The organism is Arthrobacter sp. V1I7 (assembly GCF_030817015.1).
Taxonomy (GTDB): Bacteria; Actinomycetota; Actinomycetes; order Actinomycetales; family Micrococcaceae; genus Arthrobacter.
The window spans coordinates 3,512,792-3,536,050 of sequence record NZ_JAUSYS010000001.1 but is presented as its reverse complement, the minus strand read 5'-3'; the positions used below and the strand labels follow the sequence as shown (position 1 = coordinate 3,536,050).

At 65.3% G+C, this 23,259-nt stretch carries 20 protein-coding genes and 5 pseudogenes; 7 read left to right on the top strand and 18 right to left on the bottom strand.

The window, feature by feature from the left end:
* Positions 1–29: 29 nt before the first annotated feature.
* Entirely contained in the window at positions 30–575 is a 546-nt protein-coding gene (locus QFZ69_RS16205) for a hypothetical protein (RefSeq protein ID WP_306912846.1), read from the bottom strand.
* Complete coding sequence (locus QFZ69_RS16200) at positions 572–1,432, bottom strand: DMT family transporter (protein ID WP_306912845.1); 861 nt, start codon at positions 1,430–1,432, stop codon at positions 572–574. Before QFZ69_RS16200 ends, QFZ69_RS16205 begins: the two co-directional genes overlap by 4 nt.
* A 173-nt stretch (positions 1,433–1,605) precedes the next feature.
* On the opposite strand from QFZ69_RS16200, the gene QFZ69_RS16195 reads away from it, so the two are divergent.
* The 6 genes from QFZ69_RS16195 to QFZ69_RS16170 are packed head-to-tail and all read left to right on the top strand — an operon-like array spanning position 1,606 to position 9,657.
* Positions 1,606–3,183 carry an ABC transporter substrate-binding protein gene (locus QFZ69_RS16195; protein ID WP_306912844.1) on the top strand — a complete coding sequence of 526 codons (1,578 nt, stop codon included), beginning with the start codon at positions 1,606–1,608 and terminating at the stop codon, positions 3,181–3,183.
* Positions 3,183–4,139: an ABC transporter permease gene (locus QFZ69_RS16190; RefSeq protein WP_306912843.1), complete on the top strand. Its 957-nt coding sequence runs from the start codon at positions 3,183–3,185 to the stop codon at positions 4,137–4,139. Before QFZ69_RS16195 ends, QFZ69_RS16190 begins: the two co-directional genes overlap by 1 nt.
* Complete coding sequence (locus QFZ69_RS16185; RefSeq protein ID WP_306912842.1) at positions 4,136–5,026, top strand: ABC transporter permease; 891 nt, start codon at positions 4,136–4,138, stop codon at positions 5,024–5,026. Before QFZ69_RS16190 ends, QFZ69_RS16185 begins: the two co-directional genes overlap by 4 nt.
* A complete protein-coding gene (locus QFZ69_RS16180; RefSeq protein ID WP_306912841.1) occupies positions 5,026–6,963 on the top strand; it encodes an ABC transporter ATP-binding protein in 1,938 nt (645 codons plus the stop codon). Before QFZ69_RS16185 ends, QFZ69_RS16180 begins: the two co-directional genes overlap by 1 nt.
* Positions 6,957–8,984: a CocE/NonD family hydrolase gene (locus QFZ69_RS16175; RefSeq protein WP_306912840.1), complete on the top strand. Its 2,028-nt coding sequence runs from the start codon at positions 6,957–6,959 to the stop codon at positions 8,982–8,984. Before QFZ69_RS16180 ends, QFZ69_RS16175 begins: the two co-directional genes overlap by 7 nt.
* The gene (locus QFZ69_RS16170; RefSeq protein ID WP_306912839.1) at positions 8,941–9,657 is read left to right on the top strand and encodes a TetR/AcrR family transcriptional regulator; all 717 of its coding nucleotides are present in this window, start codon (positions 8,941–8,943) and stop codon (positions 9,655–9,657) included. The genes QFZ69_RS16175 and QFZ69_RS16170 overlap by 44 nt, the downstream gene beginning before the upstream one ends.
* 66 nt (positions 9,658–9,723) lie before the next feature.
* On the opposite strand, the gene QFZ69_RS16165 is transcribed toward QFZ69_RS16170, so the two are convergent.
* The 6 genes and pseudogenes from QFZ69_RS16165 to QFZ69_RS16140 form a co-directional block, all read right to left on the bottom strand.
* A complete protein-coding gene (locus QFZ69_RS16165) occupies positions 9,724–10,476 on the bottom strand; it encodes a YoaK family protein (protein WP_307000277.1) in 753 nt (250 codons plus the stop codon).
* Positions 10,461–11,714 (bottom strand): amidase, encoded by a 1,254-nt coding sequence (locus QFZ69_RS16160; RefSeq protein WP_307000275.1) that lies wholly within the window; start codon positions 11,712–11,714, stop codon positions 10,461–10,463. The genes QFZ69_RS16165 and QFZ69_RS16160 overlap by 16 nt, the downstream gene beginning before the upstream one ends.
* Entirely contained in the window at positions 11,711–12,871 is a 1,161-nt protein-coding gene (locus tag QFZ69_RS16155; RefSeq protein ID WP_306912838.1) for an acetamidase/formamidase family protein, read from the bottom strand. The genes QFZ69_RS16160 and QFZ69_RS16155 overlap by 4 nt, the downstream gene beginning before the upstream one ends.
* Positions 12,872–12,928: 57 nt before the next feature.
* The gene (locus QFZ69_RS16150) at positions 12,929–13,630 is read right to left on the bottom strand and encodes a FadR/GntR family transcriptional regulator (RefSeq protein ID WP_306912837.1); all 702 of its coding nucleotides are present in this window, start codon (positions 13,628–13,630) and stop codon (positions 12,929–12,931) included.
* A gap of 44 nt (positions 13,631–13,674) precedes the next feature.
* Positions 13,675–15,060, bottom strand: coding sequence for an MFS transporter (locus QFZ69_RS16145; protein ID WP_306912836.1), 1,386 nt, complete (start codon positions 15,058–15,060; stop codon positions 13,675–13,677).
* A 249-nt stretch (positions 15,061–15,309) separates the two neighbouring features.
* A pseudogene (locus QFZ69_RS16140) lies at positions 15,310–15,450 on the bottom strand (histidine phosphatase family protein); the annotation flags it as partial.
* Positions 15,451–15,689: 239 nt separating this feature from the next.
* Here QFZ69_RS16140 and QFZ69_RS16135 point away from each other — a divergent pair.
* Positions 15,690–16,001: a hypothetical protein gene (locus QFZ69_RS16135; RefSeq protein WP_306912835.1), complete on the top strand. Its 312-nt coding sequence runs from the start codon at positions 15,690–15,692 to the stop codon at positions 15,999–16,001.
* Between the two features lie 491 nt (positions 16,002–16,492).
* Here QFZ69_RS16135 and QFZ69_RS16130 read toward each other — a convergent pair whose 3' ends face one another.
* The 10 genes and pseudogenes from QFZ69_RS16130 to QFZ69_RS16080 form a co-directional block, all read right to left on the bottom strand.
* Positions 16,493–16,822 carry a hypothetical protein gene (locus tag QFZ69_RS16130; RefSeq protein ID WP_306912833.1) on the bottom strand — a complete coding sequence of 110 codons (330 nt, stop codon included), beginning with the start codon at positions 16,820–16,822 and terminating at the stop codon, positions 16,493–16,495.
* A 197-nt stretch (positions 16,823–17,019) separates the two neighbouring features.
* Positions 17,020–17,076, bottom strand: a pseudogene (locus tag QFZ69_RS16125) (hypothetical protein); the annotation flags it as partial.
* Between the two features lie 173 nt (positions 17,077–17,249).
* Positions 17,250–17,477: pseudogene (locus QFZ69_RS16120) on the bottom strand (alpha-amylase); the annotation flags it as partial.
* A 115-nt stretch (positions 17,478–17,592) separates the two neighbouring features.
* Positions 17,593–18,045: an SRPBCC domain-containing protein gene (locus tag QFZ69_RS16115; RefSeq protein WP_306912832.1), complete on the bottom strand. Its 453-nt coding sequence runs from the start codon at positions 18,043–18,045 to the stop codon at positions 17,593–17,595.
* A gap of 628 nt (positions 18,046–18,673) precedes the next feature.
* A complete protein-coding gene (locus tag QFZ69_RS16110; protein ID WP_306912831.1) occupies positions 18,674–19,213 on the bottom strand; it encodes a dihydrofolate reductase family protein in 540 nt (179 codons plus the stop codon).
* Positions 19,214–19,390: 177 nt separating this feature from the next.
* Positions 19,391–19,873: pseudogene (locus QFZ69_RS16100) on the bottom strand (hypothetical protein); the annotation flags it as partial.
* An 84-nt stretch (positions 19,874–19,957) separates the two neighbouring features.
* Positions 19,958–20,815 carry a PhzF family phenazine biosynthesis protein gene (locus QFZ69_RS16095; RefSeq protein WP_306912830.1) on the bottom strand — a complete coding sequence of 286 codons (858 nt, stop codon included), beginning with the start codon at positions 20,813–20,815 and terminating at the stop codon, positions 19,958–19,960.
* Positions 20,816–20,978: 163 nt separating this feature from the next.
* The gene (locus tag QFZ69_RS16090) at positions 20,979–21,728 is read right to left on the bottom strand and encodes a metalloregulator ArsR/SmtB family transcription factor (RefSeq protein WP_306912829.1); all 750 of its coding nucleotides are present in this window, start codon (positions 21,726–21,728) and stop codon (positions 20,979–20,981) included.
* 66 nt (positions 21,729–21,794) lie between these two features.
* Positions 21,795–22,688, bottom strand: coding sequence for a potassium channel family protein (locus QFZ69_RS16085; RefSeq protein WP_306912828.1), 894 nt, complete (start codon positions 22,686–22,688; stop codon positions 21,795–21,797).
* A gap of 209 nt (positions 22,689–22,897) precedes the next feature.
* Positions 22,898–22,999: pseudogene (locus tag QFZ69_RS16080) on the bottom strand (ArsR family transcriptional regulator); the annotation flags it as partial.
* Between the last annotated feature and the right edge of the window lie 260 nt (positions 23,000–23,259).

Genomic DNA, 23,259 nt, shown 5'->3' with positions numbered 1-23,259 from the left:
ACAGAATGGATACCGTACGGCCGGACGTCCTAGCCAGTCGTGGAACTTCCGAGCTGCGCCAGTACCTCGGCCAACTGGACGGTCAGGGTGTCGGCGTCGCGAACGCTCTGCTCGGTGTACGAGCCGCGGCTCCCCAGCAGGTTCAGGCACCCGAGGAAAGCGCCATCTTTGGCTACGACGGCATTTACTGCGGCCCCCAACTGAAGCGCGCCTAAGGTGTCCTGGTGTTCGAAGGCGTCGGAATTGATGGCATGCTCATCTTCCGCAAGGAAGGATTCCAGTTGTCCTACGCACCGTCGTGTCCACTCTGCCCCCAACACTGTTGAAACGCCGCCCGGCCGGTAGATCCGGGGCATGTTGGAGTAAACGCGTACGAGATCTTGCCTGGCTGGGCGCCACATCGAGACGGTGACGAGCCGCCCACCAACCAGGCGTAGTGCCGTGTTGGCCACGGACTCCATGGCCAGGGCCGCCTGCCGGGGAACGGTGAACTCGATGATGCTCTCGGAAACAGGTTCTAAAGCGGTGTGGTGAGTGCGCTCTCCGGACGCAGGCTTCTTCTGTTCCGGCGTCATGGGACCGACCTCAGTTCTTTCATTTGGGATGCTGGGGGAGTCGCCCGGGAGAGCAGCACTACGCCCGTGAGTGCCGCGGCCCCACCCACGAGCGAGGCGGCAGTGGGCACTTCCGCGAGCAAGCCCCAGCCCAGAAGCAAGGAAAGCACAGGCACGACGTATAGCAGTGCGCCTCCTTCCGCGACGCTGGTGCGGGCCAATGCGACGTTCCAGAAGGCGTAGGCCACGGCCGTGCTTATTCCGGCCAGGACGACGAGAGCGGTCCAGAACATCGGGGTGAAAGCCTCCGGATCAGCCGTGAATGTTGCGGTAGGCAAGGTCGCCGCACCGCCGATGACGCTGCCCCAGAACACCACCTCCACTGGGGGTATGCGTTTGAACAGCGGTTGCTGGACTATGAGGAAGACGGACAGCACCAAAGCGGCGGCCACAATGTACATCGCGTCAGGGTTGAATCCGACAGCGTTGCTGTCCCCGAGGGTAATCATGGCAACGCCCAGCACAGCTATCACGATGCCAACGTAGCCAAGCCGTGTGGTCCGTTCCCTAAGCACCAGGTAGCTGAGCAGAAATGCGAAAACCGGAGATATGTTCAAGAGCAAACTCGTGGTGCCGGCAGGCACGGTGGCCTGGCCCAGATTGAGCAGGAAGCCGTAGCCGGCATAGCCAAGGATCCCGGTGAGCAGCATGCGGGGCACGTCGGCGCGCGTCAGTGCCAACCGCTGCCCCCGCATCAGCAGGAACGCGCCCACTATGCCGGCGGACACCAGGAATCGGACCGGAGTCAGGTCCTGGGGAGAAAGTACCTTGAGAGCTTCCCGCGTCGCCACATAGGTGGGCGCGGACGTAACGACCATCAGCACATCTGGTCTTCGGTACCAACCCGTCAATGCAGGGCCTTTCGGTCGGAATCGCCCTTTGTTTCTGGGCTGTTAATTTATCGCCGAACTATTGCTCTCCATGACGATTTATTCGTACAGTACATGAATTAGCTCGTTCACGAAAGCAAAAATGTAAAGGATTCAGCACAATGGATTCAAGGATCAAAGCATCCTCGGGGCAGCTTTCCCGGCGCACCCTTCTCGCCGGTTCGGCCCTTCTGTTGGCCCCCGCAGTGCTCGCCGCCTGCGGGGTCAGCCCGTCGCCGTCGGCCGCCGGTGCAGCGACCGGAACGGCCCGCCAGGGCGGGACGCTGCGCGTTGCCCGGCCGCCGGCGTCGAAGGCCGAAACGCTGGACCCGGCCAGCTCCCTGTCCGCCTACGAATACCTGGGCGCCCTCTACAGCCGCCTGGTCAAACTGTCGCCCACCGGCGAGATCGTCAAGGATCTGGCGGATTCGTGGAGCCTTTCGGCGGATGCGCTGAGCTGGACGTTCGTGCTGCGGAAGGGTGTGACCTGGCATGACGGTAAGCCGTTCACTGCCCAGGACGTCATCTACTCCATCCAGCACATTCTGGATCCGGCCACCAAGTCGCCCCAGGCAGGAGTGCTGTCGCCCTTCGTTGACGGCAATTCCATCACCGCCCCGGACGCCAACACGGTGGTCTTTGCGCTGAAGTCCCCGAACGCGGAATTCGCCAGCCTCCTGACCGGCTACAACTGCTACATCATCCCCGCCGGCTCCGCCGCCAGCATCGGCGCCAGCGGCATCGGCACCGGGCCGTTCAAGCTGAAGAGCTTCACGGCGGCAGGACCCGGTTCGGTTGTGCGAAACGAGAACTACTTCGGCGACAAGCCCAAGCTGGACGCCATCGAGTTCTCCAGCATTGCTGATACGCAGGCGCGGGTGAACGCCCTGCTGGCCGGACAGGTGGACCTCATCGCCCAGACGAACCTGGACTTCGCCACCGCCAAGACGGTTTCCGCCTCGTCCGTGGCCACGGTGTCCAGCGTCAAAAACGCCCAGTGGTACCCGGTTCCCATGCTGAACACCAGCGAGCAATTCAAGGACGCGGACATCCGTCGTGCCTTCGCCCACGCCTACAACCCTGAAGAGGTCTTCAAGCTGGCGGTGCAGGGCAACGGAACCATCGCGCACAACAACCCCGTGCCGCCCAGCGAGGCGTACTACCTCGACTACGGCCTGGGCTATGACCCGGACAGGTCGAAGTCCCTGCTCAAGGCCAAAGGGTTCGACACCTTTGAGGTTCCCGTCTACACGTCCAGCTACGATCCGGTCCTGTCCCCGCTCGCGCTGGCCCTGCAGAGTTCCATGAAGTCCGCCAATATCAACCTGACGGTGACCAACTCACCCGCGGATTCCTACTTCACGGATGTCTGGATGAAGAAGCCGCTGATGACCACCTACTGGTACACGGGCCGTCCGATCGACCAGCTGCTGAACCAGATCTTCCGCACCGGCTCCTCCTACAACGAGACGGCGTACTCCAACGCACTGTTCGACCAGACCCTGGACGCAGCCCGCGCTACGGTTGACGCCGGCAAGCGCAAGACGCTCTACCAGGATGCCCAGAAGATCCTGATCGACGACGGCGGGTCGCTGACTCCGTTCTTCTCCGACCGGATCACCGGGCTGAGCAAAAAGGTAGTCAACTACAGCGAGCACGGCTTCGAGTTCGACTACATCAACATCGGGCTGCAGGCCTAATGCTGACGTTTTTCGCAAAGCGGATCGGCTGGTCCGTCTTCACGGTGCTACTGGCGACGGTGCTGGTCTTCAGCGCCATCCAGTCTTTGCCGGGAGACGCGGCCAGCCAGCTGCTGGGGCAGAACGCCACACCCGCGGCAGTTGCCACGATGCGCCAGCAGCTGGGGCTCGACGAGCCTCCCGTTTCACGGTTCCTCAGCTGGCTGGGCAACGCACTGCAGGGCAACTTCGGGACGTCCCTGGTAAGTGGCGGCAGTGTGGGGGCAGAAGTAGGCTCCGCGCTTGTGAACACATCGGTACTGGCCGGCATCACCATCGTGATCGGCATCCTGCTTTCCCTGGTCTTGGGACTGGTGGCCGGACTGACCCGCGACCGCTGGCCCGACATCTCGATTTCCACGTTGGCGCTCGTCGGGATGAGCGTCCCGGAGTTTGTGGTGGCGACGGTGCTCGTTTTGCTGTTCTCCATCTACATCCCGATCTTTCCAGCTGTCGTGATAGCCGGTCAGAATGCCTCGCTTGCCGAGATCCTGCCGTCCGTGTGGCTGCCCGCGGCCGCGCTGATCTGCGTCCTGGCGGCCTACATCATCCGCATGATGCGGACCTCCGTGATTGATGTGATGGACAGCGAGTTCGTCCGCGCCGCCATCCTGAAGGGGAACTCCACGCCGCGGATTGTGTTCCGGCACATCCTTCCCAGTGCGATGCTCCCCACGCTGAACGTCATCGCAATGAACGTCGCCTGGTTGGTGGGCGGCGTCGTGGTGGTGGAGAGCATCTTTAATTACCCGGGCATCGGCACCTTGATGATCCGCTCCGTCCAGACGCGCGATCTCCCCGCCATCCTGTTGATCACGGTAATGAGCGCACTGACCTATGTGGTGTGCAATCTGCTGGCGGACCTTGCGGCGTTCCTGCTCAATCCACGACTGCGTTACCCGAGGAGCGCCAGATGAGTGCCACGACGACGGCGGCCCCCGCCTTTACGGCGCCCGGAAACCTTTCCCGGGTGGTCCGGTCCATCCTGAAGTCACGCTCTGCAACCTTCGGCTTCGCGCTGGTGATCCTGAACATCCTGCTTGCGCTGTTCGCACCGCTGCTGACGTCATACGACCCCATAGCCACGGACGCGATGGGCGCGCTTCAGGAGAGTTCGGGCGCGCACCTGCTTGGCACGGATGCACTCGGCAGGGACACGCTCACACGGACGCTGTTCGGTGGCCAGTACGCGCTGGCCATCAGTTTCTCGGCCACCGCCCTGACGGTGCTGCTGGGATCCGTCATCGCGGGCATCGCCGCCTACCGCGGCGGCATCGTGGACGACGTCATCACCCGGGTGCTGGACTCCGTGCTGGCCGTCCCGGCCATCTTGTCCATGCTCGTGGTGGTGACCATCTTCGGGACCGGTCCATGGGTGATCATCCTGGCGGTGGTGGTCGTCTACACCGGCGGCGTGACACGCATAGTCCGGGCAGCGGTCATGGATGTGCTCCCGAAGGATTACATCACCGCCGCCAAAGCCCGCGGCGAGGGGATGTTCTCCGTCCTTGCCCGCGAGGTTTTCCCGAATGTACTGGACATCATTCTGGTGGAGTTCGCCATGCGCGCTTCCTGGGTGGTGCTGCTGATCAGCTCGCTGTCCTTTTTGGGCTTCGGAGCCAGTCCGCCCACGCCTGACTGGGGCCTGATGGTGGCGGAAAACCGAAACCTGATGTCCGTCGTGCCGCTCGCCACCCTGTCCCCGATCGTGGCGCTGGCCACCTTGATCGTCGGCCTCAACCTCGCAGCCGACGGGCTCGCCAAGAGCCTCGGTGTTGACCGTATGAAAGAAGTGCTGGGCTGATGACACCAGAGACCATAACCTCCGAGACCCGGAGCGGATCCGCCCAAAGCGTCGATGCGAACCACGTGGTGCAGATCCAAAACCTCGGCATTTCCTACCGGACCGGCAACCGCGAGGTTTCCGTCCTCAAGGACATTAACCTCGCGCTGGGCCGGGGACGTGTCCTGGGCCTGGTGGGTGAATCCGGCTCCGGAAAGTCCACGCTCGCCGGCGCCCTGCTGGGATCCCTGCGCGTCGGCTCTTTCGTTGCCACCGGAACCGCCAGCGTTTCCGGTCAGGACGTTTTCGCCCTCCGGCCGAAGGAACTGCGCCGGTTCCGGATCAGCGAAGTGGCGCTGGTCCCGCAAAACGCGGGCAGCGCGCTGACGCCGACCATGAAAATCCAGGAGCAAATCGCGGAGTCGCTGCATTCGCTTAAAGGGAACAAGGCCGCCCAGCGCCACCGGGCCGAAGAACTACTGCGCCTGGTACGCCTGCCCGATCCCGCCCAGGCCCTTGGCCGCTACCCCCACCAGTTTTCCGGCGGACAGCAGCAGCGCATCGGGATCGCCGTCGCGCTGGCAGCCGACCCCACCCTCCTGGTGCTGGACGAGCCCACCACCGGCTTGGACGTCGTGACGCAGGCGGCCATCCTGGACCTGCTCGCGGAGTTGCAGGTTTCACTGGGCATGTCCATGGTGCTGGTCAGTCACGACCTGGGTGTCATCGACAAAATGTGCACCGACGTTGCCGTCTTGCGGCGCGGCGAAATCGTGGAAGCCGGTGCCACCCGGGAGGTGCTGGCAAATCCCCGGCACCCCTACACCCGCGGGCTCCTGGCAAGCGTGCCGCGGATAGACGTCCCTGGCATCCCGCCGAGCATGGACCAGGACGCGATCGACGCCGGCCTGGACCCGGTACAGGGCCAGGAGGTGTACCGGCGGACCGCGCCCCAGACGGCGCAGCCCGTGCTGACAGTGGAGTCATTGAGCATCGACTACCGCCGCAAGCACGTGCCCGGCACCGGGGCCACCGTGAAAGACGTCAGTTTCACTGTCAATGCCGGCGAAGTGGTCGCCTTGGTGGGCGAATCCGGCTCGGGCAAATCATCCATCGCCAATGCGATCGCCGGGCTGCAGAAAACCGCCGGAGGCCGGATCACTCTTGCAGGTGGTGGTGCAAGTGGCGGCGATCTGGCCAAGACGGTGTCCGGCCGGCCCAAGGACCTCAGGCAGGCAATCCAGCTGATTTTCCAGAACGCCGATACGTCCCTGAACCCGCGCCAGACTGTCCGGACCGCTATCCAGCGGCCCATCAATCTGTTCGGCGTGAAGAACGCCAGCGTTCAGCAATCCCTGGCGGACGTGGAGCTGCCGGACAGTTTTGCGCAGCGCCTTCCCGGCCAGCTCTCTGGCGGACAGCGCCAGCGGGTGGGCATAGCCCGGGCCGTGGCGGCAGCGCCTGCGCTGGTGCTGGCGGATGAGGTGGTCTCCGCGCTTGACGTCTCGGTGCAGTCCTCGATCCTGCGGCTGATGGATGACTTAAGCCGGGAGAAGTCCCTCGGCTTTCTGTTCATCACCCACGACCTGGCTGTCGTGCGCGCAATCGCCGATCGGGTCGTGGTGCTCTACCTGGGCCGGGTTGTGGAGGAAGGGACGGTGGAGGAGATTTTCGCGGCCGTTTCCCATCCCTACACCAGGCTGCTGCTGGACTCCGTCATTGAGCTCGGGGATGACCACGAGGCCAAGACGAAGGCCGTGAAAGACGAGATTCCCGCCGCCCCGCCCGAGCACGGCTGTCCCTTCGCCAGCCGCTGCCCCCTGGTCCGGGACGTTTGCCACACCGTCGCCCCGCCCACCATCGCCGTCAGTGCCAGCCACAATATCCAATGCCACGCCGACGTGGCCGAACTCGCTGGCGCAGCTGCACCAACACTGGAAGGACACCGGACATGCTGATTCGCACCGACTTTCCCCACACCGTCAGCGTGATGGAGAACGTTGTCATCCCCATGAAAGACGGCACCAGACTGGCCGCGACCATCTGGTTGCCGGACAACGCCGCGGCGGAGCCGGTGCCGGCGCTGCTGGAATACCTTCCGTACCGCAGAGGCGACTGGACGGCGCCCCGCGACGCCCAGCGGCACCCTTGGTACGCCGGCCACGGTTACGCGTCGGTGCGCGTCGACATGCGCGGATGCGGCGACTCGGAAGGAGTGATGCTCGATGAATACCACGAACAGGAACAGGCCGACGGCGTCGAGGTCATCGAGTGGCTGGCTGCCCAGCCGTGGTGCACCGGGAAGGTCGGAATGTTCGGCATCTCCTGGGGCGGCTTCAATTCACTCCAGCTGGCTGCCGAGCAGCCTGAAGCGCTGAAGGCGATTGTCACTGTCTGTTCCAGCGACGACCGGTACGCGGACGACGTCCACTACTTCGGCGGTGCCATGCTCGGCATCGACATGACCTCGTGGGCGGGCACGATGCTGGCCTTCCAGTGCCGGCCGCCCGCGCCGTGGCGGGTCGGGGAGAACTGGGAGGTCATGTGGAAGGAGAGGCTGGAAGCCCTCCAACCGTTCTCCGAAATCTGGATGGACCATCAGGAACGGGACGATTACTGGCGTCACGGCTCTGTCAACGAGGACTACTCCAAAATCACCGCGGCGGTGATGGCCGTAGGAGGCTGGGCGGATCCCTACCGGAACACGGTGTTCCGGCTCCTGGAAAACCTCGGATCGCCCGTGCAGGGACTGATTGGGCCATGGTCGCACCAGTATCCCGACATCGCCCGCACGCCCGGGCCCACCATCGGCTTCCTGCAGGAAACGCTGCGCTGGTGGGATTACTGGCTCAAGGGCATCGACACCAAGATCATGGATGAACCTGCCCTGCGTGCCTATCACCAGGAGTCAGTCCGGCCGGCCACAAACTACCCGGAACGCCCCGGCTCCTGGGTGGGCCTCGAAGGCTGGCCCTCGGCCGCCGTCGGACGCTCCACCTTTAACCTGGCCACCGACATGCGCAGCCTTGCAATGGACCACCATCAGCACGCGGTGGTGGACACCCCCCAGCACAACGGCGTGGACGCCGCCCGGTGGTTCCCGTTCGGCAATGCTTCCGATCTCCCGCCGGACCAGCGCTCGGAAGACGGACGATCGGTGGTCTTCGAGACGGGCGTCCTGGGCAAGGACATCAACCTGCTCGGCTTCGCGCGCCTGCGATTGCGTGTTGCCAGCACCACAGCGCGGGGAAACGTCATCGCGCGGCTCTGCGATGTCGCTCCGGACGGGTCCTCTACCCTGATTACCCGCGGAGCCATCAACCTCGCCCGCCGCCACGGGATGGACCGGGCGGACGCGCTGGTGCCCGGCGAGTTCGTGGATGCGGAGATCCAGCTTGTCGCCATGTCATGGCAGGTACCGGCGGGGCACAAGCTGCGGCTCGCGCTGTCCACCACCTACTGGCCCTGGATCTGGCCGCACGGGGATCAGGGCGCTGTGACCATAGATGCTGCTGCCAGCGAATTGACCCTGGATGAACTTGATCCGTCGGCAATCGGAGCGGCTGACATCCGCTTTGAGGAGGCGGAACAAGCGCCCGCGCTGCGGATCGATGCCGGGCCGCCGCTGCCGGCCCGGCCCGAACGTGAAGTCCGATACGAGCCGCAGTCGGAAAGCTGGACCCTCACGGTGGATCCGAATTACGGCGGGAACCGGATCTATCCGGATGGACTGCATTTCGGTGAAGACGCCCTGGAATCCTATTTTATTTCGGGCAACGACCCGTTGAGCGCCAAAGCTGAATCGCAATGGAAAATCAGCTTGCACAAGGATGACTGGGCTGTTCGGATAGAAACCCATGCGACCGTCACGGCCTCGTCGGAGCACTATGTGCTGCGCAATACGGTGCGTACCTTTAAGGGCGAGGACCTATTCTTTGAAAGAACCTTTGAGAAACACATTGACCGGACGTCTGCGTAAATTAGGGGAGAGCGAGCACAACGAGATGGCCGCCGCACAGGATCACCTCGATCGTCCGCGCGCCAAGACAGCGGGGGAGCGTCAGCGTCACCCCACCGAGGTCCGCCGGCAACTGGTGGTGGACGCCGCCCGCGACCTCATAGCGGACAAGGGATTGTTCAATGTGCTGATCCGGGATATCTCCAAGGCCTGCGGCGTTTCCCCCGGCACAATTTCCTATCACTTCAAGGGGTTGGACGAAGTGCTCATGGAAGTGGTGAAGGCGGAAACAGCCGATTTCTACGTTCCATTGCAGCAAAGCGCCAAGGGCTCCGGCGACCCCGGGAAGGAGCTCCTGTATTTCCTGGAAGGAATGTTCGGGTCTGACGCCAACTCCCGTCGGCACTGGCTGATTTGGCTCGACTTCTGGTCAGCGGCAGCCCGGGACGAACAGTATGGCGAATGGATGAACGCGCACTACACGGCTTGGCGTGACGCCCTTCAGGACGTGACCGAGCGCGGAGTTAGCGAAGGGTCGTTTCACTGCGCTGATCCCCGCGGTTTTGCCATTGAAACCGCCGCCATGGTGGACGGGCTGGCGGTGCAGTGTTACTCCCGCGGATCCGTCATCCCCGTGGATATGGCCCGTGAGCTATTGGTGAAGTTCGTCAAGCGGGAATTGCGGATTTCCTGACCTGCGGTGCGGATGATGACAGTAGGCGGCCGACCTCCCGGCCGCTTGCACCCATGCCGTGACCATCTAGCGTCGGGCCAACGACGCCGGGGAATCCACGGGTGCCGCAGGCTCGGCGGCGGCGTTGGTCCTGCGCTGCCTTCGGGCCCGGGCCACCCCGCCCGTGACCGCAACCGCGACGGTGAGCACGGCCGTCAGCAGGACGCCGAGGCCGGCGTGAACGTGGAGGAGTGCGGCGCCTGCGGCGGCGCCGGCCAGGATCAGGAGGACGGCGCCGAGCCGCCTTCCCCAGTGCACGCCGGTTCCGCCGCCGAGGCGTGAGTCGGCGGCGAGTCCGGTGAGGGTCGACGTCACCACCACCGTGGTGACGTCCTTGATGCTGAGGTGCCGGGCAGTGGCGGCCTGGACGCCCATCGCCGTCGCCATCGCGCCGGTCACGCCCAGCGTGACCGGGTCTTCGGCCTGCGGGGCATGCACGAACAGCACGGCTGCCACGGCGGCCATCGCCACCCCGACGGCGTTGAGCAGGGCCGTGGTCCGCTTGCTCCAGCCCGCCGTTTCCGGCTTGAGGACGCGGCCGGCGATAACGGCGCCGACGATGAACCCGGCCAGGGCAATGGACGGTCCCAGGACCGGCAGTTGGTCGGCGCCCACGAGGGCCATCCCGAGGATGACGACGTTGCCGGTCATGTTGCCGGTGAACACGCGGTCCAGCCCCAGGTAACCCACCGCGTCGATGACCCCGGTGGAAAACGTCAGGACCAGCATCAGGATCAGGTGCAGGCGGGCGGGATCGGCGGAGGTCAGGCGGTTGGGCATGGTGTGTTCTTTCGGTGCAGGAGGGAGGTTCCGAGGCGCACGGCGAAGGCGAGGAGGTCGGCGTCGCGGTGCGCCGGGCCGATCACGCTTACGCCGCAGGGCAGTCCGTCGGCGGTGGAGAGGGGTACGTTGACTGCCGGCAGCCCGGCGATCCCCGCCACACAGGTCAGCTGCATGGTGGCGCGGCGGACGCGTTCGATCGCGTCCCCTCCGAGGGCTGCTTCGCGGAGGAGCGGCGCCACGGACGACGCCGACGGCAGGATCAGCATCCCGCCGCCAACCACGGAGCGAATGTGCTGCCGGGCGGCCCGGAGCACGTCCCGGGCGCCCTCGGCCTGGCCCGGCTCTATGGTCGAGGCCGTGCGGAATCGGGCGGCGACGTCCGCGCCGAGGGATTCCCAGTGCCGGCTGATCCAGCCGCCGTGCTGCTGCCAGGCCTCGTAGCCCTGCACGGTCTGGAACGCCGCGAGCCAGCCGGGCAGCTCGGCCGTCCTGAGGCCGGCGGACTCCAGGGCCGGCAGTTCCGGAGTTCCGGCCCAGTCTGCGAGGAACTGCTGGACGGCGTGGCCTACGTCGGGTTCGGCCAGCGCGATCAGCTCGGGCGAAACCACCGCTTCGTCCGGCGGCCACTCCGGGGCGGCCGGCGGCACCAGGACGTGTCCGACGGCGGCCAGTGTTGCGGCGTCGCGGGCCATCCAGCCGACGGTGTCGAACGAGGGCGCCAGGGGCAGGAGTCCCTTAGTGGCCACTGCGCCGTGGGTGGTGCGGATCCCGTAGAGGCCCTGATAGGCCGACGGCACCCGGATGGACCCGCCCGTGTCCGTGCCCAGGCCAATTGACGCCTGGCCCAGGGAGACGGCGCTCGCCGAGCCGGACGAGGAGCCGCCGCTGATCCGGCCGGGCGCCGTGGGGTTGGGCGGGGTGCCGTAGTGCGCATTCGTGCCGGCCAGGCTGTAGGCGAATTCGTCGGTGCGGGCGATCCCGGCGACCGAGGCACCCGCCGCAAGCAGCGCGGCGACGGCGGGCGCCGTCGCCGTTTCCGGGGAGCGCTCGGCGAGCCATTCCGGGTTTCCGGCCCCGATCGCGAACCCTTCCACCGCGAAGAGGTCCTTCACCGCGACGGACAAGCCAATCAGCGGTCCGGTTCCGGCGGGAGGAAGCAGGGGGTCGCCTGCGGTGCGCCAGACCCGCCCGTCGGACGGGATGCTGGGAGAGGGGGCGGTTGCTGGTGCCGTCACCGGAGGAAGTCCTCGACCCGGATGCGGGCGTGCACGCCCTTCACGAGGTCCACCACCTGTGAGATGTTGAAGTCTGTGGCGGCGCTGAGATAGGCGTAGGCGAGGCTGGGATCCATCCCGTACCGGGCCTGCAACAGGCCGACGGCGGCGCGCACGCAGTTCTGCACGGCCGTGTCGAGGTCTTCGTCCATCCCCGTGGGAACCAGGAACTCCGGGGTCTGGGCCAGCGGGCCGGCCAGGACGCCGAAGTTTCGTACCGCCTCGTCCTGCGGCACGACGTCGAAGCGCAGCTTCACCCGGAGGGAGGCCTCCATCGCGGTCAGGGAGACTTCGCCGTCGCCCTGCGCAAAGTGCGGATCGCCCACATAAGCGAGGGCGTCCGCGACCTGGACGGGCAGGTACAGGGAGCTGCCGGCGGTGAGGAGGTTGATGTCGATGTTCCCGCCGTGGCGTCCAGGCGGGACCGAATGCGGACGCTGTGCACCGTCCACGGCGACGCCCATGATGCCCAGGAACGGGTTGAGCGGGAAGTGCACGGACGGTTCCGCGCCGGGTCGCAGCGGCAGCCAGCCCGACGCCCTGCCGTCCGCCGTGTCCTTGACGGTGGCGAAGGCGCTGTAGGTGTCAGGGCCGAGCGGGAATTCCCCGTTGAGCGCGCCCCGGCCGTGCCGGCTAGAGATCACGCCGTAGGGCACGCGCGGGGTGGTTTCCAGGACGGTGATCTTGAGGAGGTCGCCGGGCCGGGCGCCCCGGACCGCGATGGGGCCGGTGACCACGTGGGGGCCGAGGCCGCCGGGGAGACGCTGGACGTCCGACGCCGCAAGGGCGATGGCGTCGTCGAGGACCTGCCGGTCCTCGACGCCGTGTGAGGCAAAGAAGGCGAGCGGGTCCCGGCCCTGGTCTTCCAAAATGCCTTCGTGGCTGATGGTGTCGATGGTGACGTCGGTGCCGGAGTCGATGCTGAGGACGGGGCGGTCGCCGGCGCAGGGGAGTGCGCCCCACAGGACGTTCTCGACGGACGACGGCAGGTAGTGCTTTCCGTCCTGGACCCCCTGCCACGGCTGCAGGGCGGCGGCGGCCTGTTTGGTGGCTGTGGCTGTGGCTGTGGCTGTGCCGGGGTGGGCTGCCGTCGGGGGCGAAATGAGTGAGGTGGTCACGGTGGTTCTCCGGTCGGGGGGATCGGTGTGGCGTCTTTGGTTCGGCTGTTTTTGCGGTTAGTGGTGGCCGCTGATGAGGAGGGCGACGTCCGCGAGGTGGTCGCGCATGGCGATACCGGCGCCGGTGGCGTCCCTGGTCTGGATGGCTTCGAGGATGTGGCGGTGGCCCTCGATCGACGTCCGGCGCCCTTCGATGGTGGCGTGGGAGCGCAGCCGGACCTCGGAGGTCCAGGAGCTGGTCATGGTCAGCACCGTGGCCATGAGCTGGTTCCGCGCGGCCTGGGCCAGGAGCGTGTGGAACTGGATGTCCAGGCGCAGCGCTTCCTCGGGGGAGAGGTGCTCGTTGGAGCCGTTGAGCACGTCCTGGAGCTGGATGAGGTCCGCGGCGCTGGACCGCAGGGCGGCGAGCTCGGCCACCAGCGGTTCCATGGAGCCGCGGAGCTCGGCCACGTCCTGCTGGGCCTGGCCGACGCCGGCGAGGCGGGCGTAAAGTTCGCTCACCCCGGCCGGCGGCTCGGCCACGACGGTGCCGCGGCCCGGGGTCCGTTCCAGCAGGTGCTTGGCGGCGAGGTCCTGCAGGGCGGCCCGTACAGTGCCCCGCGATACAGACAGTTGCGCGGCGAGCTCCCGCTCGGTGGGGAGCTTGTCGCCGGGCTGGAGGCCGCGGGAGGCGATTTCACGCTCGATGTAAGCGGCGACCTCCGCGCTCATCGGCGCAGCGGAGCGGAGGGCGGAACGCGGGTCTGCATGCGGGGTCACTGGAGGGCCTTTCTGCGGTGGAACTAGGGTGTGCTTGCTGGACGCTAGCCGACGGGCCGGAGGGCCGGTTCCGGTGCGGCGACGGCGGCCGGCTTCGTGAAGCAGAACGCGATGGCGCCGATCAGGAGCAGCACCGCGGAGAGGTAGAAGCCTGCTTCGAGGGCTCCGGTGGCGTCCGCCAGGGCCCCGGTGATGTACGGGGCGAAGATGGAGGAGAGCATGCCGGCGAAGTTGAAGTAGCCGTAGGCCCGGGAGTACATGGAGCGCGGCGTGTTCTCGGCCAGGAAGGCGATCAGGATGGGGTCGAGGGCGAGCTTGCCGACCAGTCCGTAGACCACCAGGCCCACGATCATGAGGGAGTAGTCGCCGGTCAGCGGGACGAGGACCTGGCAGAGTCCGCCGAGCACGGCGAGCAGGACGATCAGCGGGCGGGTGTTGCGCAGCCGGCGGGCCAGCATGCTCAGCAGGATGGCGCCGGGGATGGAGGCCCAGGGGACGAGCGAGGCGATGATGCCGGTCTGGGACGGTGCAACGTCGCGGGCCTGCTGCAGGTAGGTGGGCAGCCAGGTCAGCATCGAGAAGAAGCCGTAGAGGGAGCAGAAGATCAGGACGTAGGTCAGGATGTGGTTGCGCGTGAAGAGCGCCTTGCTGGATTCCTTGACCGCCGGGGCGTCGCTCCCGAGCCGGGCTTCAGCGTCGGCCGCCGCCTTGGCCTTGTGTTCGGCGTCGATGGGGGCGAGGAAGTAGTTGATCAGGAAGGCCACCACCAGGGTGGCGGCGCCGAAGATCAGGAAGGTGACGTGCCATTCCAGGCCCAGCGTGAAGGTGAAGTAGCTCGAGCCGATGAAGCCGAGGGAAATGCCGACGGCCATGCCGCTGTTGATCAGGGCCGCGGAGACGCCGCGCCATTTGTCGGAGATGTAGCTGGAGGAAATGCCGTAGACCGGGCTGTAGAAGGTTCCCTCGCCGATTCCGGTGAAGGCGCGCATCAGGAGGAAGATCATAAAGCCGGGGGCGAAGCCGCTGAGGATGGTGCCGATGCCGAACACGACGTATCCGGCAACCACCACCTTGACCCGGCCGATCCTGTCCGCGAGGTAGCCGGTGGGGATCTGCATGAGCGCGTAGGTGATGAAGAAGACCGTGGACATCAGTCCGAGCTGGCCCCTGTTGAGGCCCCACTGCTCCTGGATGACGCTCATGACCGGGGAGAGGATGTTGCGGTCCGCGTACATGAAGACCCAGCCGAGGGAGAACAGCAGGGTGACGGCGACGGGCCCGGGGCGCTTTCCGCTGACGGGGAGGAAGCGGCGGCGGGACGCCGGCGGGAGGGCGGGCGTTTCGGTGCTGGACGAGGTGGTGCCGGACAGTTCGATGCCGGGCGGCAGGGACTCGGCGCTCGCCGGTTTTGCTGCGGTGGAAACGTTCAAGGGATGCTCCTGAAGGCTCTTGGCTGATTGGTCCATTGGTAGGACCAGGTACCAAGCTAGGGGGCCACTGGAGCGAAAAACCCTTGATTTTCCGCTGGTTAGGAGACTTTTACGGGCCCGAAACGGGCTTTAATATGCTGTTCACATGGATGTTTTTTGACTGACTTTTCGGACCAACTTTGAGTCGGATTTGTTGCGGGCAACGCGCGTGTGACGTCGGAGGCTGGCGGCCGGTTAGGCGGTGCGCGGTCAGCCGACGGTGGCCGCGGTCAAGGGTTCGCCGTTGAGATATTCGAGCTGCCAGCCGTCGACCGCGTGGTGGTGGGCAAGGTTCAGCACGGCGTTGTCGATGCTCTGCAGCGTGCGGCCAATCGCGCGGCCCAGGCCCAGAATAGGTGACTGATTGGTCGCCTGTCTTGCGATTTCATTTCACGCATGCGCAGGAATCCTATTCCGTGTCCGGTTCCCGACGCCGAAGATGTCGGTGGTGCAGCTCGTAGCTGTGGAACACATCGGAAGACACGGAATCTGAGCACTGTGAGGGCGAGAAAAACAACCATTGATAACCCGCGCACGTGGGTCTAGATTTCCCGTACATCAATTCACCCACATCGGAAAGGAATGAGAATGTGAAAACCTGGAAGAAGACCGGCGCGGTGGCGGCACTAGGAGCGTCGCTGTTGCTGCCCGCCGTGAGTGCCTCACCGGCCAGTGCGGCACCCAGTGGCGATCCCGGCCGCATCTATGTCGGTTTTGGTAAGAACGCCCCACTCGAATCCATAGGATCTGCGGCGAAAATTGCCTCTGAGTTCTGCAATCGTCCGATGACGGACATGATTCGGTTGGCGCGAGAAGTTGACGACAGTGGGCAGACGGTGATCGTCTGCAGGGCAGGGAACGCGGCCCCGGTTGACCTGTTCTTCTCTGACGCTCCGCTGTAGGGCGTCAGAGACATTTAGAGGGAACTGCCGTGGCTGATCGCTTAGTCACCGGTACACGCAAGCGATCCTCCGTTTAGCCGGGTGCCGCCGTCGCGGTGGATTGCGGTGCAGTTTGCCTAACCCGGAGCGGGCGGAGCCGGAGCGGGGGCCGACGCAGGCACCACGGGTGCGGGCGGTGGCGTGGGCTCCGGCTCAGGAATCGGATCCGGCAGCGGCTCGGGCTGGTTGGCCGGCACGGCCGTGTCGGGGCAGTTCTCCAGAATGTCCCCTGTGGTGTCGTGTTCTGCCTGCGTCACCGAGAGACTGTAGGTTGCCCTAGCGCTTGGAGCCACAGTTGCCGCCCGGCAAGAAGCTACGGCGGAAACGCAAAAATGGGCGTCCACGTTCCCGTTGCGCTATCACCTTTGGTCGTTCTCAGGACCTGAGAGCAGCTACAACTGATAGCGCAACGGGGTTCGTCTGGAACGCGGGCGGCCCTAAACGGATAGGCGTTAGTCCCGAAGCACCCACACCGCGTTGTTCGGCTGCAGCCAGCCGTCCTCGGCCAGCGGTGGGGCGCTGAGCTGCACCGATCCGACCGGAAGTTGCATCGGCTCCGTTCCCATCGCAACGGCGACGAAGAAGTCCGCGCCCCGCTCACAGATCAGCAGGTTGCCAGGCTCGACCCGCCAGGTGCCGCCGTCGTTGGGGCCGAAGACCTCGTTTTTCCAAGCAGACGGCGCATCTCCAGTGCCGCGGTAACCAGCCGCAGCGTGGACTCCGGGTCCTGCTGCTGCAACTCGATCGCGTGCGTGCCCCAGTCCTCGGGCTGCGGCAGCCACGGCGAGGCCGACGGCTCAGCAAGCGAGAAGCCATAGTTCATCGCCAGATCCTCGGTCCAGGGCAGCGGTACGCGGGCGCCGTCGCGGCAAACGCCGCCGCGGGCCCACATGGGATCCACCCGGGCTTCGAGCGGGACGTCGACCTCGGGCAGTCCAAGTTCCTGGCCCTGATAGATGTACGCCGGGCCGGGCAGGCCCAGCAACACCACGAGCGCGGCCCGGGCCCGGGCGCTGCCGAGTTCGCCGCCGCCGATGCGGGTGACGGAGCGGACGATGTCGTGGTTTTCCAGTGCCAGGTGGGGGTGGCGCCGTGGAGCATGCGCGCGGTTTCGAGGTCGTTCCCGATCGCTGCCCAGCCCGCGGGGTCCCAGCCAAGCTTCACGAAAGCGAACGCGAATGCCTGCTGCATCTCATCGACCCTGGTGTACCGTGCGGCGCGGGCCGGTTCCAGGTTGACCTCGCCCACCAGCAGGCGGTGCGGCTGGTACTTCTCGGCGAGGGTGCGCCAGCGGCGGTAGACCTCGTGGACTTCCTCCTGGTCCGAGACCTGCGGGTTGGACCGCAGCCCGTCCACCACCCCGCCCATCGAGGGCGCGTCCGGCAGGCCCTCGGCCTTGAACAGCGCATGCGCGACGTCGATCCGCAGGCCGTCCACGCCCTTGTCGAACCAGAAGCGCAGCAGGTCCGCCGTCGTCCGGACTCCAGAACCCGGCCAGGCACGAAGTGGAACATGTCCCGCAACACGATATCGGCGCGCGGGCCGCGCGATTTCAGGTGCGACTATCTAATACCGTCTGCAATTTTTCTAACGACTCGGTCCACCCGTTGCGGTGCAGGGCCAGCCGCTCTTCCGTCAGGAACGGTCCCTGTGAGAGCACCAGGCGCGTGGCTTCGCCGGTACTCCCGAGTGAGAGGTCTACGACGGTTTCCCGGTCGTCTGGTGTCGGTTCCTCCCAGCGGAATGTGTAGACCAGGCGCCATGGAGGATCGATCTCCAGGAACTCCCCTGAGAGGTGGAACGGTTCGCCGTCCGGTGGCGTCATGCGGAATCCGTAGCGGCCGCCTTCCGTGAGGTTCAGTTCGGCTGCAGGGATGGTGAAGCCGTGCGGACCCCACCACTTCACCAGTTCGGTCGATTCCGTCAGCATCCTGAAGACTTCTTCCGGGGGAGCATCGAGCGTGCAGTCGAGGTTTAGGACCAGCCCGTTAGTTTCCTCGTTCATCGTTCAACTCTGTCATCCTGCGGACGCTGACGGAAGCGGATTGGGCTGGCAGCCGTCTGTCACGTCGCGAGCGTCAGCAGCTTTGCTTTTAGTCATAGCCTGGCGGGAGAGTACGGTGGGACGACGGAGGAGTAGTTCCGGCCGTCCGGGTCGGCCAGGGGAGTTGTTCGACGAGATGCTCGCGCCCGGTGCGGTGCTGGCGGGTCGGCGTACCGCGGAGCAGGCCGATCACTGGAAAGGTGATCTCTGCGGTGTCCCGATTTTCATGCTCAGCCACCGTCCGCCGGATCCCTCGGTGGCGAACTATCCGTTGGTGACGTAGGTGAAAGTCGGGATCGACAGCGCGATGGTTCAGGTGAAGGCCGCCGGGTGCCGGGTGCCGGAACATGCTGGTGCCTGCCGCGTACACGTCGCAGCGGGCGCTCGAGGCCGGTGTGTTGGACGGGCTACAGATTCGCCAGATCCCGGTGCTGTTCAGTGGTGGCCGCCGGCTGTTCGAGCTGTAGCCGTCGCGTTGAGCTGGAGATTGTTCGCGTGATCGATACCCCGGAGGCCACACACATCCGCTACCGCGTCCACCGCTGAGTCGGCCACTGCTGACGCTGCCGACGGCTATTAGAGGCGCTCCTCAGGCCACCGCCGGTGTCATCCGTAGTGCCAGCATCCCGCCTTCGAGGAGCCGCGGTTCGACGATCCGCAGCGTGTGCTGGGTTCGGTCCTCCGGGAGCATCTTCTTGCCGTGCCCGAGCACGATGGGCGAGACCAACAGAACGTACTCGTCGACGAGGTTCTCCTCCATGAGCGTTTTGACGAGCGTCGGGCTCCCCCAAACAATCACGTTCTCCCGCTCGCGAAGGGCACGGACCCGGCCGGGTACGTCGTCGGCAATAATCGTGCTGTTGTTCCAGTCGGCGCGTTCCAGGGTCGTTGACACAACATACTTGGGCATGGCGTTGAACTTGTCGGAGGTGAAGTCGCCCGATCGCGACGGCCAGGCAGCGGCGAAGCCCTCGTACGTGACCCGACCGAGCAGCATCGAGTCCGCCTCGGCCAGCACTTCGTCGTTGAACGCGCCGGTGGCGTCGCTGAAGAACTCGCCCGACCAGAGATGGGGCTCCTCGGCGACGTTGTCCAGAGTGGTAAAAGCGGTGACGGTGAGCTTGCCCATGAAGATCTCCCTCAGGTTGGTGACGGTTGGTCTGCCGCGCTGCGACGTGCGGAGCGGGACTCGATCCAGTACTTCACGACATTGTGCGCGGTCTACACGGCCTTGGATAACCTATTTTGGCGTGGTGGGTGCCCAGTCAGCAGTGCCCAGGGGCCCTTAGCGCTGCTCCTCACGGTGGAGGTCTTCGTAGTGCTCGGCGTGTGCCTTGCGGATGAGCCGCTGTATTTCTCCGGGAGCTTCCTCAGCTACTCCTCTTCGCTGATCATTTTGTCGAAGATTCGTTCGCAGCACGGTGACGGCCAGGACGCCGAGGATCACGCCAACTGAGAGAGCGGTGCTGACCTCAACGACGTTGACGTGTTCGCCGTCGTTGATGAACGGCAGGTGTTCTCGCGGAGGGCGTGCAGGAAGAGCTTGACGTCGATGAAGCCAAGGTTGGCGGCGAGGCCGCGGGAGAGGTAGACGAGACGGTCCAGCAGCCCGTCGATGCCGAAGAACAGCTGCCGCAGGCCCATGAGCGAGAAAGCCGTGGCGGTGATCGTGGGAATCCGGTGTGAGCAGGTGGCCGGCGGTGATCAGCAGGATCAATCCGAAGATGTAGAACACCCAGGCAAAGCTGTTTATCAGGCCCGCGCCGAGGAAGATGAACGCGATGCGGGAATCCTAGCGTCGCTCGCCCCTTCCCGCACCCTGGCAGAGAGTTCGCAGTGTCGGCTCACCGCACGCAAAAAAGGCTCGTACGATTCAAGTAATCTCGACGGCTTCACCGCTCACGATAATCCCGCCGGACGCAGGAATGTCGACAGTGAGCACGCTCGCGCGGCCGACATGGCTGCCTTGGTGCACCACCACGCGGCTTGGCGGCTCCACGAGTGAAAGCAAGCGGAGGTATCCGCCGAAGGCAGCGGCTGCCGAGCCTGTCGCCGGATCTTCAGTGATGGTGCCCACCGGGAAGAGGTTGCGCGAGTCGAACTCGCCCGGTCCAATCTCGCAGAGCGTCGTGACGGTGCCGGCCCAGTTCTGGGCATCCATCAGGCTGCGCATGGGATCCGGGTCGAAAACGAACGAGTCAAAGGTCCTCCGTTCTGCGAAGACAAGAATGGGGTGCCAGTTTCCGGCAAAAGCGATCATCGGAGGGTACGCAGGGTGCAGTTCGCCCCGGCCCACGCCGAGCAACCCGAGCAGGGTGCTCAGAACACCGTCGGGGAACTCGGCCACTCGCGGCTCCACGCTCGTGAAGCGTGCCGTCACCGCTGCGCCCTGTCCTGCGGTCTCGATCACGACAGGTCCTACCGCCGTGTCGAAGATAAAAGTCCCCGTACCATCACGCCCTGACAGCGCGACGGCCAAAGCAATCGTGGCATGGCCGCAAAACGGCACCTCGGCGATCGGGGAGAAGTACCGCACACGGTTTCGGCGGGAGTCCCGGTCAACCGCCGCCTCGGTGACAAAGACCGTTTCCGCATATCCGACGTCGGCCGCGATGGCCTGCATCCGGGTGTCGTCGAGCCGGGTTGCGTCCAGGACAACCCCCGCCGGATTTCCCCCGTCGGGGGTGGTGGTAAAGGCGGCATAACGCAGTACTTCCGAGGTCGGTTCCATTCCGACATCGTCGCACAGTGGTCCAGATGGCGGAGGCCGCCATGCGAAGCCCTGCTCCGGCACCTGGACGGGCACCCGGTGGGCGCCAGAGGTAGTGGACCGGAGGAAGCAGGCTGGGCGGGGGAGTGCGACGGCGGCGCCCGGCTTGCGCTTGCCGGCCGCCTTAGGTGTACATGAAGGAGCCGGGCGTAGTGAGGAGCTCGCCGGTTTCCAGCCAGGTCTTCAGGCCGGAGAGGATCATCGGCCAGCCGCCGTAGAGCTGTTCGTTGGCGCCTTCGCGGAGCTGGTCGTGGGTGACGGTCAGGCGGCAGGAATCGCCCACCGGTTCGATCTCCCAGGTAACCCGGGACGTGCCTTCGGCCTTGACGTCCTCGCCCCAGAGCGCGCGCATGCTCTGGACGAGCCGGCGGGGGGGGTCCACCTCCAGGTTCTCGCCCTCGCCCAGGGGTTCCCCGCCCTTGGGCGCCATCTCGAACCGGGACCCCGGCGTCCAGTCCGAGGTGACCATGGACCCGAACTGGTACTTGCTGCGGATTTCGCCGTTTGTGATGGCCTCCCAGAGCTGCTCAGGAGTGGTCTTGATATAGATTTCGAAGATCTTTTCCATGGAACTTTCCAATCTGGTTTTGAGGTCGCTGAGGCCAGCGGCCCATGGTTCGGCATATTTGCTCACCCAGCGGTCGTGGACCAGGCGGATGGGCACCGGATTCAGGAAATGGAGCTTCTCGCGGCCCCGACGGCGGGTGACCACCAGGCCGGCTTCCTCCAGCTGCTTGAGGTGCTTCATCACGCCGTAACGGGTCATGTCGAAACGGGCCTCGAGCGCGTGCAGGGTCTGCCCGTCCTCCCGGAAGAGCTCATCCAGGAGATCGCGGCGGGTGGGGTCGGCCAGAGCCTTGAATACGGCGTCCACGGTTCTAGGATAGGTGACTAATTGGTCACATGTCTAGGGGCTTCTCAGGGAGCATGCGCCGTGACGCTAGTTCGTGTCCGGTTCCCCCCGCCGCAGGTGTCGGTGGTGCAGCTCGTAGCTGTCGAACACATCGGAAGAAGTGGTCCCTGAGTGGCCGAATTTGCCGCGAAGAACCTCCGCGAGTGCGTCCAGCGCCGCGTGGAGCATCCGTCCGGCGAACTGGAGTTCAGGGCTCTCGCTGCGCTGGGCCTGGGATGCCAGCTCCTGGGCGTAGGCCACCGTGGCCGGCAAGGAGCCGCGCTGCTCGACTTCACGGAAGTAGTAGGTTTCGTGGAACGCAAGCAGATCTATGCTCACCGAAGCCACGTTTCCGGCCATTGATTCCAACAGTCCGGCAGCATGCCTGGCGTCCAGCGATAATACGCCCGCCGGACCTGCAGCTTCCCTGAACAGGTTCAGCTGGTGGGCAAGGGCGCGGCGGCGGTTCAGGGCCGGGTACGTCTGCAGGATCCAAGTGACCGTTGCCGTCAGCAACCCGAAACCGGTGACGGCCTGGAGGGCCACCACCAGCCTGAGCAGCGGATGCGCCGGCACGATTTCGCCGAAACCCACAGTGGAAAGAGTGACAAGGGAGATGTAGAGCGCTTCGGCAAAGTCGCCTCGCTGTGGAACCCCGGCTCCGTGAACAAAACCGGCCGGCAGATGGGGCAGATAGAGCAGGGCCCAGCCGATGGCCGCCAGGCCTGCCCAGGTGCCAATGACAGCAGCCATGGCCAAAGGTGCTGCGATGAAGGTGCCCCGGCCCCGCAGTCTTCTCGACACCAGCCAGAATCCGCGCATGATCGCCCGGCCTACAGGACCAGAACCGTGCGGGTAAAGGAGCGTACGAAAGACGTCAACGAGCATCAGCAGAACCAGCCCGGCACCCAAAACCGTCCAGAGCATACCCTCGAAGTCCATGCCTCATCTTATGGGCGGCACTGTTTCGAAGCCGCGATGGACATCACGGGACAGGTTGACGCCGATGCCCTTTCACCGATGATCCATTCGACGGGCAACGTCCCCCCGCATCCTGAGGAGCAGGCGAAGCGGGGCGGAACACAACGCATCCGTTGCCGGGCATAGGAGAGTACGACGGCGGCGCGCCCGGGTTGGGTGCGTTGGTTGCGTCAGGTGTACATCAGTGAGCCGGGCGTGGTGAGGAGTTCGCCGGTCTCCAGCCGAGTCTTCAGCCCGGAAAGGATCATGTGCCAGCCGCCGTAGAGCTGCTCAGCGTGTCTGTGATGGCGTTGACGGGCAAGCCGAGGGCGAAGGGTCCGATTTCCGCGGCCCGGTTGGGCAACACGGAGGTAGGGGCGACCACCAGGAAGGGGTGGCTTGCGCTTTCGGCCCGGTCCGGTGGGCCGATGCTGTTTTTTGGCGTGGCAGGTCAGCGATGGTCTGGAGGTTTTGCAAGCCCATATCGGCGGGTGGCGGCTACGGCACCCCTGTATCCTGACTATGTGGGTTGAATGGCTCCAGCGGTCATTGA